Origin of the sequence: Wolbachia endosymbiont of Drosophila innubila (assembly GCF_021378375.1) — a bacterium.
GTDB lineage: Bacteria > Pseudomonadota > Alphaproteobacteria > Rickettsiales > Anaplasmataceae > Wolbachia > Wolbachia pipientis.
This window is the reverse complement of the sequence record NZ_CP076228.1, coordinates 342,718-356,819: the sequence shown is the minus strand read 5'-3', so window position 1 is coordinate 356,819 and position 14,102 is coordinate 342,718. Positions and strand designations below refer to the sequence as shown.

11 protein-coding genes and 2 pseudogenes are annotated in these 14,102 nt (G+C 35.2%); 9 read left to right on the top strand and 4 right to left on the bottom strand.

The genetic code is table 11. From position 1 onward, the window contains the following. Positions 1-33: 33 nt before the first annotated feature. Both J4T77_RS01770 and J4T77_RS01765 read right to left on the bottom strand, forming a co-directional pair. Entirely contained in the window at positions 34-177 is a 144-nt protein-coding gene (locus tag J4T77_RS01770) for a hypothetical protein (RefSeq protein WP_173862902.1), read from the bottom strand. A gap of 248 nt (positions 178-425) precedes the next feature. After that, positions 426-599: a hypothetical protein gene (locus J4T77_RS01765; protein ID WP_223823152.1), complete on the bottom strand. Its 174-nt coding sequence runs from the start codon at positions 597-599 to the stop codon at positions 426-428. A 27-nt stretch (positions 600-626) separates the two neighbouring features. On the opposite strand from J4T77_RS01765, the pseudogene mutL reads away from it, so the two are divergent. From mutL to wmk (J4T77_RS01735), 6 genes and pseudogenes are all read left to right on the top strand, one after another. After that, positions 627-1,808 (top strand): annotated as a pseudogene (mutL, locus tag J4T77_RS01760) (DNA mismatch repair endonuclease MutL); the annotation flags it as partial. A 68-nt stretch (positions 1,809-1,876) separates the two neighbouring features. Further along, positions 1,877-2,815 (top strand): WO male-killing family protein Wmk, encoded by a 939-nt coding sequence (wmk, locus tag J4T77_RS01755; RefSeq protein WP_190321206.1) that lies wholly within the window; start codon positions 1,877-1,879, stop codon positions 2,813-2,815. A gap of 170 nt (positions 2,816-2,985) precedes the next feature. Continuing rightward, entirely contained in the window at positions 2,986-3,642 is a 657-nt protein-coding gene (locus J4T77_RS01750) for a JAB domain-containing protein (RefSeq protein WP_010082269.1), read from the top strand. A gap of 116 nt (positions 3,643-3,758) precedes the next feature. Next, on the top strand, positions 3,759-4,997 hold the full coding sequence (locus J4T77_RS01745; RefSeq protein ID WP_190321207.1) for a hypothetical protein: 1,239 nt from the start codon (positions 3,759-3,761) through the stop codon (positions 4,995-4,997). 75 nt (positions 4,998-5,072) lie between these two features. Next, positions 5,073-5,999, top strand: a complete 927-nt coding sequence (gene wmk, locus J4T77_RS01740) for a WO male-killing family protein Wmk (RefSeq protein WP_190321208.1) — start codon at positions 5,073-5,075, stop codon at positions 5,997-5,999. 49 nt (positions 6,000-6,048) lie between these two features. Further along, the gene (gene wmk, locus J4T77_RS01735; RefSeq protein ID WP_190321209.1) at positions 6,049-6,942 is read left to right on the top strand and encodes a WO male-killing family protein Wmk; all 894 of its coding nucleotides are present in this window, start codon (positions 6,049-6,051) and stop codon (positions 6,940-6,942) included. Between the two features lie 335 nt (positions 6,943-7,277). On the opposite strand, the gene J4T77_RS01730 is transcribed toward wmk (J4T77_RS01735), so the two are convergent. Further along, a protein-coding gene (locus tag J4T77_RS01730; protein ID WP_233641083.1) for an IS5 family transposase occupies positions 7,278-8,110 on the bottom strand; the annotation gives its coding sequence in 2 pieces (ribosomal slippage) (positions 7,278-7,741 and positions 7,741-8,110; 834 coding nt in all). A 90-nt stretch (positions 8,111-8,200) separates the two neighbouring features. Between J4T77_RS01730 and J4T77_RS01725 the strand changes: the two genes are divergently transcribed. Continuing rightward, complete coding sequence (locus tag J4T77_RS01725; protein WP_233641082.1) at positions 8,201-9,367, top strand: ankyrin repeat domain-containing protein; 1,167 nt, start codon at positions 8,201-8,203, stop codon at positions 9,365-9,367. Between the two features lie 9 nt (positions 9,368-9,376). On the opposite strand, the gene secA is transcribed toward J4T77_RS01725, so the two are convergent. After that, positions 9,377-12,037 carry a preprotein translocase subunit SecA gene (gene secA / locus J4T77_RS01720; protein WP_223823083.1) on the bottom strand — a complete coding sequence of 887 codons (2,661 nt, stop codon included), beginning with the start codon at positions 12,035-12,037 and terminating at the stop codon, positions 9,377-9,379. A gap of 248 nt (positions 12,038-12,285) precedes the next feature. On the opposite strand from secA, the gene J4T77_RS01715 reads away from it, so the two are divergent. Both J4T77_RS01715 and J4T77_RS01710 read left to right on the top strand, forming a co-directional pair. Then, positions 12,286-13,248, top strand: a complete 963-nt coding sequence (locus J4T77_RS01715) for a hypothetical protein (RefSeq protein ID WP_190321211.1) — start codon at positions 12,286-12,288, stop codon at positions 13,246-13,248. 20 nt (positions 13,249-13,268) lie between these two features. Continuing rightward, positions 13,269-14,100 (top strand): annotated as a pseudogene (locus tag J4T77_RS01710) (IS5-like element ISWpi1 family transposase). The last annotated feature ends 2 nt before the right edge of the window (positions 14,101-14,102 follow it).

The window sequence follows — 14,102 nt, the reverse complement described above, 5'->3', positions numbered from 1 at the left end:
TTTCCTACCTTAAGTGGTTAACAAAGTTTCTTGTCATGAAGGACCAAATGGAAGTCTGCTCGTTTTCACGCGAATTAATGTTACAAATTCTATCCATTTCGTTACAAAATGGCATTCGCTTTCTCCATTATCCTTTACCTGCACATCCATCAGCATTCCTTGCGGGTTGCCTGCCATATAGGCGAAAATACAGGCTTATCCTGTTCCTTTTGTCATACAATAGTGGGTTAGGTGGCTTCTCTATACCGGTGGAATTATTATTTGCGTACATCCAGAAATGAAAAATGTCACATTACCTTTTGGTCGGAGCTTATCAGCATCTTTAGCTCTTTAATCGTTACGATACTTATGAAGCTTCACTTACGTTCACCATACCACTAAGCCTAGCCCTCCAACCACATGATGCTTGTAGTTTATGCTTTCTCTCACGATTGAGCATCTTCTTTATCAAGAGGAGGTTCATTGTCCGCGTCGCTCGGCACCAACTGGTTACCCAATTCGCACTGATGCGTAGACTCAGATGGCAAAACATCTGGCTCAATAAGCTTTAGAATCCTTTCAGTTTCTTTCTGAATGAATTCCTCTCCTTTTATAAACAATATGACCGAAGGCTTTCAGGTCGCACCAAACCAACTATCAACCGCGGTAAGTCAACTCAGATCTATACGTTTGTTAATGGAAGGCCAATCAAGGATAATCTACTTATTGGTGCAATTCGATATGCGTATCAAGATTTTATTCCAAGTGGGAGGTATCCTTTTGCAGTGCTGCACTTAGGTATACCATACGATCAAGTAGATGTAAATGTGCATCCAAATAAATCAGAAGTAAGATTTCAGAATAAAAGGTTAATATATGAAATAGTGAGAAGAGGGATAATAAAAGCGTTGTTAATGAGAATAGGTACCTCTTCAGTGAGTGATATTAATGGATCTAGGTGTCAAGGTATTGGAGAAGAACTGAGTGGTTCACCTTTTGATGTTAGTGAAAGTCAAAGGAATAATGAGTGTGTTAATAATGGAAAAAGCAGAGAAGTAAAGGGTCAAAAAGAATTTTACGGAAGGAGGCCAAGTCCTTTTGAGAATCAGCTAATGAAAGAATTCAACTTGCCAAATGCAGGAGAAAAAGGCTTATCAGAACGGTCAGAATCATTTGACTATACTGATACACAGAGATTCCTACTACAAGCGGAGACTATTGCCCTAGAAAGGGAGCAAATTGATTTTATAGAGGATTATCCTCTAGGATATGCACGCTGTCAGGTCTACAATACTTACATTATTGCTGAGGCTAAAGGCAAATTAATTATAGTAGACCAGCACGCAGCCCATGAGAGGTTGATCTATGAGTGCTTAAAACAAAAATCAAGCATAAAAAGGCAAAAGCTTCTTCTTCCTGAAATAGTTGAGATTAAAAACCAAGCAGGAATGGAGATGGTTGAAATGTATAAAGATAAGCTTTTTGAAATGGGTTTTGGTATTGAAATAGAATCAGAAGATAAAGTAAGGGTGAAAGAAATACCTGCAATCTTGGGAACAATAGATATAAAAGAGATGCTAATTGAAGTAGTAGATAGATTAACAGAAATGGAAGATATGTTGCCAATAGAGGATAAGGTGAACAAAATGCTGGCCACGGTCGCGTGTCATGGATCGATTCGAGCAGGGAGAAAAATGAAGTTAGAGGAAATGAATGAGCTACTGAGACGAATGGAAGAAACACCGTATGCTGGGCAATGCAACCATGGAAGACCAACTTACATAGAAATGAAACTAAGTGATATAGAAAAATTGTTTGAAAGGAGATGAATTCAGTTTGTCAAAAAGGTTCCCAATTAAGTATACGTAATAGTTCTTCTGATTATGAAGTATAAGATGTGAGAAAAGAGAATAACTGCTCTAGCTTTTTAGACTACAAAGCAATAGGACAGGAAGTAAGAAATCGTAGATTAGCGAAGAGATATACTCAAAAAGATTTAGCGGGAAAAATCGGCGTAACATATCAAATAGTACTACAATATGAAAAAGGAACACGAAAAATTTCGATTGAGAAATTGTACGCTATAGCGGAAGCATTGTCAGTAAGTATTGTGGATCTCATTCCTGTATCAAATGAGAAAATCTATCTTGAAAATAAAGAAGAAGAGATACTAAATTTAATAAGAGAATATAAAAAGATTAGCGGTCAGGAGTTACGTAAGGTATTTTGCTTATTAACCAAATTTGCCCGAGTTGGTGAAGAAAATAGTAAAAAAACAGAGAGAATAAAAATTGCAAAGGGTCTAGTTAAAGAAGGAATTTCTATCGATATTGTCTCGAAAACAATAGGTCTCTCTGCTGATGAGTGTGTTGAAGAAAAGGTTGGTTCTATATACTGCAAAATAGGAAAGAAGATAAAAGAGTGGAGGATAGTGAGAGGGTATACTCAAAAAGATTTAGCAGAGAAAATGAGTACAACACGTGACGAAATAAGCAACTATGAACAAGGACGTGTGGCTATTCCACTGGAAAAATTGTATGCAATAGCGGAAACATTATCGATTAATATCATGGACCTACTTGAACTAACAGAGGATGCAGATGATAAAGTGGAAAATGAATTACCGAATTTAATTGAAGAATACAAAGAAATTGAGAGTCAAGAATTACGGTATGTGCTAATAAAATCTCTGCTTGAAGGCATACAAATTTACGAAGAGAAAGTGAAAAGAGCAGAAAAGATGAAAATTGCAAAAGATTTAGTTAAAAAAGGAATTTCTACCGATATTATTTTGCAAATAACAGGCCTCTCTTTGGACGAAATTCAACAAGTTTAAAATAAAAAATCATTATATATTAATATCTTTACTTTTTGATAAAAAAATAAGTAAAAAAGATTTAAAAATTGATTTGACTTCACGCAAAAGCTATGGCTTTATGCCAATGCTGATAAGAAAACAGCAGTAAATATCTAAAAAAAGTTTGTTGTTAGTGAAGGGTAAATTATATGAATAAAAGTAAAGAAGAAATAGAATTCAGAATATTAGAAAGCAAAGGCAAAGCTCTACTTGATCGTGAAATAATGGAAACATTTCTAAGTGCAGTACATGAAAGGCCACAAGCTCAAGAAATTGCTAAAAATCTGGTGCATACTTATGCAGGAGTAGGAAGGATTTTAGGTAGAGAAATGGATGATCTGAAAGTTATAGAAGGAGTAACTGATTCTGCAGTAGCAATGATTATGTGTGTTAAGGAAACACTAGAAAGGGTGCTGAGAGAAAAGCTCAAGGGAGAGCCAATAATGGACTTACAAGGGCTAGTAGAGTACTTGAACGTAAGTATAGGCCACTCAGAAAGGGAATGTGTAAAAATACTGTACTTGAATAAAAGGCGCCAATTAGTTGGAGAAGAATCCTATATTGGTGAAATGGAAAAAGCACCGGTGTACATAAAGGAGATTATAAGAAAAGCATTAATAAAAAATGCAACATTAATAATAATGTCACACAACCACCCTGGAGGAAGTTTAGAGCCGTCAGAAGAAGATCAAGCAGTAACAAAGAGCCTAGCAGCAGCGTGTAGTACTGTAAGCGTTAAATTGTTTGACCACATTATCATCACAAGTGGGGGCTATTTTAGTTTTAAGGAAAGTGGATTGTTATAGCAGAAAATATTTGCAAATCTACTCACTATAATTTATAATAAGTAATATAGTGTATAACAACTGAGTAATAAAGTTCGTTATACACTTAGAAAGTATATTTAATAGCGGAGGCTAATATGGTTAATAAAATAATTGTACCTTTTGGTGATAAGGAAGGAGGCATCTATGAGTTAAACGTTGATCTTGATAAATTATCAAAAGGTGAGATGTTAAATGCTATTGTAGGAATTGGTCGTACTAGCCAGCAACTCACTTCTACAAGCGATAAGTCGGGAATATTAAGTGGTCTTAGTTGTAATAGCTTTGTAAGCAAAATTAATAAGGCTAAAAAGCTTGGAGAGGTGCCTTTTCCTAGCAAAAACGTTCGCGAAAACAAAATCAACTACGGAAAAGGACTTGATTACATATATGGCACAAAACCTGTGAGCGATCAAGCAGATTATCCGGAAATGTTAAACCCATTTGCTTCATCTTTGCAAAAAATAAAGCCAAGTGCAAGCGAAAGTGAAAAGTTGAGCTGGTTTAAGAGTGCTGTGGTAGAGGCAAAGAACATAAATGAATTGCACAAAACTATAGACCAAGTACTAGCCTCTGGAGCAAGAATAAATGCATATAACGATGGGGAATGGAGCATTGCAGAGTATGTAGTATTGGGTACACATTTTCATAAATTTGATAAGACTGATCGAAAAAAGATAATGCGTAAATTAATGCTAAGTGGTGCAGATTTTCATGATACTTTATTGCAGAATAAACTAATAGGTGAAATCTATAATGAGCTACAGCCAGAAGTTCAGCCACAGATAGATAAGAGACTAGAAGAACTAGAGAAGGCTGGTGAAAGTGCTGTGCAAGAAGGAGAATTAATAGATGTTGAGATAGATAATACAACATCGTATATAGAATTTTCTGATGATAGCAAGGTAGAGGTAGCCAAAATACTGAGAGAATTAGGAAGTAATATTTTAAAAATTGGCAATGATGCAGTTGAGGTTAAAAGTGAGAAGGAAGGTATAAGAAACTATATCGATATGTCAGATGAAAGCTCTATTATATTAGAATTTCCTACAAGCATTGGTAAGCTAAATATTATATTGTACCACGATGTAAAAAAATATGATCAAGTACAATTGAGAGTAGAAAACAAGGAAATGTGGGCTGAATTACAAAAAATAGGAGAAGAAATAGGAAAAAACTGTCTCTTTGGAGGAGTAAAACTTAAAGAAGCAGTAGAGAGAGGTAATTTCACTAGGTGCGGCATATGGAGTGAAAAGCAGAAGGAAGTAAGTGAAAAATTGTTTTCATGGGCAGACAAAGTACGTGAAAATAGTAAAGAAACTTGTAGGGCACTTTAATTCATCAATTTAAAGGTTCCAGAGTCTGGCTATTATATCTGGAGCCTTTGAGCTATAGTAGAAAATATTATATGTATGGTTCTTTGCGTGGAAAAAATTCTAGACTATGAAGTAGGGGAAAAAGTGAAAAGTTGGAGGTTAGAGAGGGGGTATACTCAGAAAGATTTAGCTGAGAAAATTGGTGTAAAATACTGGGTAATACTGCAATATGAGAAAGGGAATCGTAGAATTTCAATCAAAAGGTTGTACGCTATAGCAGGTGCATTGTCAGTAAGTATTACCGATCTCATTACTGCATCAAAGGAGAAAATCGGCTTTAAAAATGAGGAAGGAGAAATATTAAATCTAGTAAGAGAATATAAAAAGATTAATGATCAGGAGTTACGTAGGATGTTTTGTTTATTAACTAAATTTGTCAAAGTTAGTGAAAAAAGTAGTAAAAAATCAGAAAAAATAAAAATTGCAAAGGGTTTGGTTAAAGCAGGAGTTTCTGTTGATATTGTTGCAAAAACAATTGGTCTGCCTGCTGATGAATGTATTGAAGAAAAAGTTGGTTCTATATACTGCCAAATAGGAAAAAAGATAAAAGAATGGAGGCTAGTGAGAGAGTATACTCAAAAGGATTTAGCAGAGAAAATGAATACAACACGTGACGAAATAAGCAACTATGAACAAGGACGCGTAGCTACTCCACTGGGAAAATTATATGAGATAGCAGAAGCATTATCGATTAGTATTACAGATCTACTAACAGAGGAAGATGAAGGTAGTAGAGTGGAAAATGAGCTACCTGATTTAATTAAAGAATACAAAGAAATTGAGAGCCAAGAACTACGTAATGCACTAATAAAATCTCTGTTTGAGGGAATACGTATTTGTGAGGAGAAAGTGAGAGAGATAGAAAGGATTAAAGTTGCAAAGGATCTAGTAAAAGGGGGAATTTCTATTGATATTATTTTGCAAGCAGTAGGTTTACCTGTTGATATAGTTTTGGATGGGTAGCTCGTGAAAAAATTATAGCAATAAAGTTTTTTTCTTAAATGGAGGATATATGTTTGTTTCTGCAAGCAATGTTAGTTATGGAATAGGGCAAAAAATAGAAAATTGTAGGTTAATGCGAGGGCATACTCAAATAGGATTAGCAAGCCAAATAGGTTTAACATACAAAGAAGTAAACAGCTATGAAAATGGGTATATTTCTATTCCAATTGAAGTATTATATACAATAGCAAAAGAACTATCGGTTAGTGTTACAGATCTACTACCTGAATCAGTAGTAGTAAGAGAGTATAAAGATGAAGACGAAGAAATATTCTATTTAACAAAAATATACGAGAATCAAAAGTTAGGCAAAATAGTACCTTCATTAGTCAGGTTTGTTCATATTAGCGAGAAAATTAATCAAGAAGAGGCAAGATTAGAGGTAGCAAAAAATCTAGTTAAAGAAGGAGTTTCAGTTGACATAATTTCCCAAGCAACGGGCTTATCTATTTACGAGTATGATAATAAAGAGAGAGAAATCTGCACTGATTCTATATACTACAGAATAGGGCAAAGAATAAGAGAATGGAGGCTAATAAGAAGATATACTCAAAAAGATTTGGCGGATAAAGTTGGTTTAACACTCAAGGAAATACACGAGTATGAAATAGGATACACTGCCATATCATTTGACAAATTATATCAAATAGCAGAAGGATTATCAGTGAATATTAAAGTTCTGCTGCCTAAAACAAATGAAGATAGTGAACTACTTAATTTACTAAGAAAAACTGAAGAGCAAGAATTAGTGAAGAAATTTTTATCTAGGGATATGAAGAATAGCAAAGAGAAAGTAAAAAAAACAGAAAAGATCAAGGTTGCGAAAAATCTAGTGAAGGCGGGTGTTTCTACTGATGTTATTTTGCGAGCAAGTGGCCTAACTGCTGATGAGTGTGAAAATTGAATTGTGTTAAAGACGATACTGAGAAACATTATATTAAGATATAAGTAAAAATGGTTATGTATTTAATATATCTATTCTGAAAATTTGTTTAGCTGACTCAACTGAAACATTTTCATAATTGAGGTAAAGTTTTGCTGCTAATCTGCCTGTTTGATGACTTTCTTTAACGTCTTCACAGCTAATACTGAAAACACATATTGCTAATGCTAGCAGAGAAGCTAGTTGGCACAGCCGTCAGTACTCCCGATTACTTTTCCTGATAATGTGATAGTATTCGCAAGTATTATCATATATTACAAAAAAATCAGTTAGAGGTTGTCCGGAAACAAGTAAATTCAAGCATATTCCCTCTTTAACATAACCCTACTCATAGCTAGGTATATGAAATTCTCAGTGGATGTTGTGAGTAAATCATACTCCTTCGATAGCCTTCTATTCCTATTAACCCAAGCAAAAGTCCTTTCTACAACCCATCTTCTTGGCTGTACTTTAAACCCTTGTTCTCTTGTTGGTAGTAGCTCAGGTGGCGTATCTTTGTGCACCCAAAATCTACATGGAGGCCTTTTAACAATTTCAATATCTATGTCATATTCTTCCTTTATGTGATTCTTTAAATTTCTTCCTTGGTATCCCATGTCAGCCCATTTTTTTAACTTTAGTATATTTTTTGTTCTCATATTGTTTAATGCTATTTTAATACCATCTCTATCATTTTCGTTAGCAGCGCCTACGTAACAACCTAGTATAAAACCCTGAGTGTCTGTAATTATATGCCTTTTTCTACCCTTTACTTTTTTACTTCCATCATAGCCTTTGATCCCCCCTTTTCTGTAGTCTTTACAGATTGACTATCTACTATACAGGCACTCGGCTGCTCATTCTTTCCTATTTTTCTTCTACTATATTTTGTAATTTCATAATTCATTTTCTCAAAAATTCCCTGCTTCTTCCATTGCCTGAACTGCTCATACACAGTCTTCCATAGCGGAAAATCATTTGGTAAATACCGCCATTGACACCCTGTACGCAATACATAGAAAATTGCTTCTAATATTTCTTTTTTGCTATACTTTGGCAGCCTTCCTCCTTTCTTGTATGATACTCTGAAGTGTTTTTCTATTCTTGCCCATTCCCTTTCGCTTAGATCTGTTGGATACTTTTTTCTCATCTTTACCCCGTACTAAAATTTCAGATATTATAGCCTTTTACTTGTTTCCGGACAACCTCTTAATAAAGTTTTATAGCTTGGTAGGAAATAGTGGGATCAGAATTTGAAGAAATGCTAAAGGAAATATTACAAGAAATTAATGATCAAGGCTTCAATAAAGATAATATAATTGATAAAATTAAGGATAAGCTGCAGGAAAAGGACCCACGCGTATACAACGGGTGGAAAGATAACAAGTTTGATATAGATCACCTGTTTTTACCAGGTATCATGTTGCGTATGATAGCTAAAGATACAAAATTAACAGGGTTCTTTATAGAATATGAAAGGACTCTTTTATATGTTGCTGCTGAACATGGGCACATACAAATAGTAGAAAATCTATTAGACAATGGAGCGAAAACCGGTATAAAAAATGGATATTGCAAAGAAGCTCCTTTACATGTTGTTGCTAAACATGTACACATACGAATAGTAGAAATTTTGTCAAAAAAAGAAGCAGATATCGATCTGAAAAATAGGTATGGGGAAACTCCTTTACATGATGCTGCTAATAATGGTCATATAGAGGTAGTAAAACATCTTATAAAAAAAGGGGCAGATGTTAATGTGCAAAGTAAAGTTGGAAGAACTCCTTTACATAATGCTGCTAATAATGGTTATATAGAGGTAGTAAAACATCTTATAGAAAAAGAGGCAGATGTTAATGTGCAAAGTAAAGTTGGAAGAACTCCTTTACATAATGCTGCTAATAATGGTTATATAGAGGTAGTAAAACATCTTATAGAAAAAGAGGCAGATGTTAATGTGCAAAGTAAAGTTGGAAGAACTCCTTTACATAATGCTGCTAAGCATGGACACACACAAGTAGTAGAAGTTTTACTAAAAAAAGGAGCAGATGTTAATATACAAGATCGAGGAGGAAGAACTCCTTTACACTACGCTGTTCAGCGTGGATACCCAAAGCTAGCAAAACTTCTACTAAATGATGGTGCAGATCCATCATTTATTCATAGATCTAAAGCTATAACAGCAGGAGTTGCTGTGGGTATATTAGCTGCCATTGTTACTCCATTAGCACTCGTTTACGCTACTGCATTACCTGCACTAGCAATAATTGGAATTACTGTAGCATCTGCACTGATAGTTGGTGGAATTTCCTATGGGGCTGCGTATAAGTCATCAGAGCACTCATTAAACAGTAAGCTAAGTGAGGTTAGATGCAGTAATGTTGATGGAAATAAACAAACTGTATAACCATAATTATTAGCTCACCACAGTAACCGCACCATGGCAGTGTTTGTATTTCTTTCCGGAGTTGCAAGGACATTTGTCGTTTCTTGAGACTTTGGGAAGTCTGCTATTTCTAGCAGAATGTAACCTATTGCCTATCTCTTGGTTGTCTGCCAACTTAAAGTGTGCTAAGCGGTGAATGGTGAGTTCCTTCCATTTTTCAAGCATTGACTCAAACATCAAGAAAGCTTCGCGTTTAAATTCATTCAGTGGATCTTTCTGCCCCATAGCACGTAAGCTTATGCTTTGTCTTAGGCTCTCTAGAACTGAAAGGTGTTCCCTCCATAAATGATCAAGTGTCATTATCATCATTTGCTTCACGATCGTATTCCACAAATCTGTAGTGTGCTGACTGTTGAAATATTTTTCTTTCTCAGTAAAAAATTCTTGTATCTTATCATTTATATAATTCAAAGCTTCTTGTTTATTCAAAAACTTTGCCAAGTCTTCTTTATCAAGCGTTATTCCATACCTTGTATGGAATTCTTTGACTATATTTTCAATATAATCCTCATAATAGCCACTTTGGATTATGCCTTCTACTACGCTCTCATTTACTTCGCTATATACTTCAAGTAAATCATTAATTTCGTTGCCTAAGATATTGTTTCTCTGTTTAAAAATAACTTTACGTTGGTTATTGATTACGTCATCAAACTTAAGTAGAGATTTCCGCACGTCATAGTTTCTAGCTTCAACTTTCTTTTGCGCTTTCTCGAGTGCCTTATTGATCCATGGATGATGAATAGCTTCGTTATTCTTTAACCCTACTTTTTGTAAAAAGCTTCTCATTCTATCAGAGCCAAATATTCTCATTAGGTCATCTTCGAGCGATAAAAAGAACTTAGAAAGTCCAGGATCCCCCTGACGACCAGAACGGCCGCGTAATTGATCATCTATTCTCCTGCTTTCATGTCTTTCGGTTCCAACCACACATAAACCACCAGCTTTTATAGCAATTTCCTTATCTTTTTTTACTCTTTCAACTATTTCTTGGTATTTTTTTTCTCTTTCATCAGCATTTTTTATCTTCTTTAGCTCTACCTTTGCGATCATTTCAGCATTTCCACCGAGTTGAATATCAGTTCCACGCCCTGCCATGTTAGTTGCTATAGTGATACTACCTGGCACCCCAGCTTGCGCTATTATGTACGCCTCTTGTTCATGATAACGAGCATTCAATACTGAATGCTTAAGAGAATGGCTTTGCAAAAGCGCAGAAAGCTTCTCAGAGTTTTCGATGCTCACCGTGCCAACAAGGACCGGTTGAAGGCGTTTGTAGCATTCTTCTATAAACTTCAACACAGCATTAAATTTTTCCTTTTCTGTACCGTAAATTTCATCATCAATATCAACTCTTTTTACAGGTACATTGGTTGGAATTTTTACTACATTTAATCTGTATATATCACGAAACTCTTCTGCCTCTGTTGCTGCTGTTCCCGTCATTCCGGAAAGTTTATTGTACATACGAAAGTAATTCTGAAATGTGACCGATGCTAAAGTTTGGTTTTCATGCTGAATTTCAAGATTCTCCTTCGCTTCAAGTGCCTGATGAAGACCATCGGAATATCTCCTGCCCTCCATCATACGCCCAGTAAATTCATCAATAATCACTACCTTGCCATCCTTTACTATATAATCTTTATTAGCAGTAAACAGCTTATATGCACGTAATGCTTGGTCTATATAATGAGTCATTATCATGCTGTCAGTATCATAGAGCGAGGAATTTTCAGGAATGAGATTGTATGACCTTAGTAGTTCCTCCACTCGTGAAATACCATCTTCAGTCAAGAATACCGTTCTACCTTTTTCATCTACTTCATAATCGGAGTCAACTAATTTGGTTACTATTTTATTGATATGCTTATATATCTGATTGTTTTCCTCAACCGGGCCAGAAATAATAAGCGGAGTGCGAGCTTCATCAATGAGTATTGAGTCCACTTCATCAACTATTCCGTAGTGAAAGCCTCTCTGAACCATGTCTTCTTGAGAAAATTTCATATTGTCTCGCAGGTAATCAAAGGCAAGCTCGTTATTTGTGGAATACACGATATCTGCACTGTAAGCCTCTTTCCTCTCTTCGTCTGTCAAGTTATTCGTAATAAACGCAACAGAAACCCCAAGAGAATTATATAATTTGCTCATCCACTCTGTGTCTCGTTTTGCAAGGTAGTCATTAACAGTTACGACGTGTACGCCTTTCCCTTCTAAGGAATTTAGATATGCTGCTAAAGTTGCAACGAGTGTCTTTCCCTCTCCTGTTTTCATTTCTGATATCATACCATTGTGGAGCACCATTCCACCAATCAGTTGAACATCAAAGTGCCTCATGTTAAGAAACCTTCGAGAGGCTTCACGCACAACTGCAAATGCAGGTACGAGAAGATCATTTAACGTTTTCCCATTTTTCAATTCTTGTTTGAATTCTTCAGTTTTACCAGCAAGCTCCTCATCAGATAAACTCTGCATTTCTGTTTCTAATGCATTTATTTGCTGAACAATTTTCCTAAAGGATTTTATTATCTTCTTATTTGTTGACCCAAATATCTTTCTTATAAAAAAGAATGACAACGTAAAAATGAAAAATATAAGAATGGCTGTCAAAATTAGCGGAGAATCTAGCATAAACTTAAGTAAAGTCTTATTTAATATGAGATTATATTACTAAATGCAGCCTACAGCAATTACATATTAGATTTGGGGAGTCTTTGGAAAGTCTTTTTTAAATCAAGAATTAAGAGTTTGCCAGGCAATTCCTACCCTCGAAGGCCTTTCTATCAACACATAAAGACTCTATTGCATTATTTTAGTGTTTGGTAATCTTTAATTCTAGATCAAACAAATTTATAGCAGCCTGTATGAGGTAACTAGTTATGCACGGTAATATCTACCAGCTAAAGGTATTGATGCTATTTTTGCATCGAGGAGTGCTCTATCAGCACTCTTTTCGCTTAGGTACAGAAATAGAAGAGGCCAGAAAATTCGATGATTTAGTATTTGAATGTACCCAAGGTAGTAAGAAAGTATACCGTTTTTTGCAGGCTAAACACACACAAGATGAAGATAACAAGAAAATTGGAGTAGGGAACTTACTTACAAAAGATAAAAGTGGTGAGTTTGGATTAGCAAAGTATTTTGTTTCTTACCTAAAGATCAAAAATAATCAAGATTTTGCAGATGGTAACCTGAAAGATTTTATTATCTGTACTAATATCGATTTTGATCTGGATCAAAGCACAGCACGAAACACAGTGAAGAAGTTGAGGGTAAAAACTTTAGGACCAAACGAGGAAATAGAAATTTTAGTTGAAGTAATCGACACTAGTGATGTCTTTTTTAAAGATGGTGGCACTAGATATAAGTTCTCTTATATTCACAATAACATAATTTCAGTAGTGCAACCAGCATTTGAAAGTGCTGTAGAAGAAGCGATGGAAGAATTAGAAGAGGAGATAAAAAAACTCCAAAACAAGCCAGATCAGAACTCAAAAAGGAAATTGGAAAGAAATCAGATGTGGCAACGTGAATTTGGACGAATGATGAATGAAGGTAGGTTGGAAGACAATATAAAAGAATTTTTTGATAAGTTAGTATTTGCAGTAAATCAGCCCAATGAAATAAAACTAGCGGATATTATCAAAAGTGAGCTAGGCGAGCAATTTAATGATATTGATAGACAGAATGTTTACGCTCGCTTCCAAGAAAAAATGCTAGATTGGTTGAAAGAAAAAGGGAGACGTTTTCTTACACATGAAGACGGAAGAGAATTCTTTCGCAAGATGAAAGAAGAAATCTTAGAGGTTGTCCGGAAACAAGTAAAAGGCTATAATATCTGAAATTTTAGTACGGGGTAAAGATGAGAAAAAAGTATCCAACAGATCTAAGCGAAAGGGAATGGGCAAGAATAGAAAAACACTTCAGAGTATCATACAAGAAAGGAGGAAGGCTGCCAAAGTATAGCAAAAAAGAAATATTAGAAGCAATTTTCTATGTATTGCGTACAGGGTGTCAATGGCGGTATTTACCAAATGATTTTCCGCTATGGAAGACTGTGTATGAGCAGTTCAGGCAATGGAAGAAGCAGGGAATTTTGAGAAAATGAATTATGAAATTACAAAATATAGTAGAAGAAAAATAGGAAAGAATGAGCAGCCGAGTGCCTGTATAGTAGATAGTCAATCTGTAAAGACTACAGAAAAGGGGGGATCAAAGGCTATGATGGAAGTAAAAAAGTAAAGGGTAGAAAAAGGCATATAATTACAGACACTCAGGGTTTTATACTAGGTTGTTACGTAGGCGCTGCTAACGAAAATGATAGAGATGGTATTAAAATAGCATTAAACAATATGAGAACAAAATATACTAAAGTTAAAAAAATGTGGGCTGACATGGGATACCAAGGAAGAAATTTAAAGAATCACATAAAGGAAGAATATGACATAGATATTGAAATTGTTAAAAGGCCTCCATGTAGATTTTGGGTGCACAAAGATACGCCACCTGAGCTACTACCAACAAGAGAACAAGGGTTTAAAGTACAGCCAAGAAGATGGGTTGTAGAAAGGACTTTTGCTTGGGTTAATAGGAATAGAAGGCTATCGAAGGAGTATGATTTACTCACAACATCCACTGAGAATTTCATATACCTAGCTATGAGTAGGGTTATGTTAAAGAGGGAATATGCTTGAAT

Coding starts and splice junctions, on each gene's coding strand:
- J4T77_RS01745 (WP_190321207.1), top strand. CDS start 3,759: ATGGTTAATAAAATAATTGTACCTTTTGGTGATAAGGAAGGAGGCATC.
- J4T77_RS01750 (WP_010082269.1), top strand. CDS start 2,986: ATGAATAAAAGTAAAGAAGAAATAGAATTCAGAATATTAGAAAGCAAA.
- J4T77_RS01715 (WP_190321211.1), top strand. CDS start 12,286: ATGCACGGTAATATCTACCAGCTAAAGGTATTGATGCTATTTTTGCAT.
- wmk (WP_190321209.1), top strand. CDS start 6,049: ATGTTTGTTTCTGCAAGCAATGTTAGTTATGGAATAGGGCAAAAAATA.
- wmk (WP_190321208.1), top strand. CDS start 5,073: ATGGTTCTTTGCGTGGAAAAAATTCTAGACTATGAAGTAGGGGAAAAA.
- J4T77_RS01770 (WP_173862902.1), bottom strand. CDS start 177: ATGGCAGGCAACCCGCAAGGAATGCTGATGGATGTGCAGGTAAAGGAT.
- secA (WP_223823083.1), bottom strand. CDS start 12,037: ATGCTAGATTCTCCGCTAATTTTGACAGCCATTCTTATATTTTTCATT.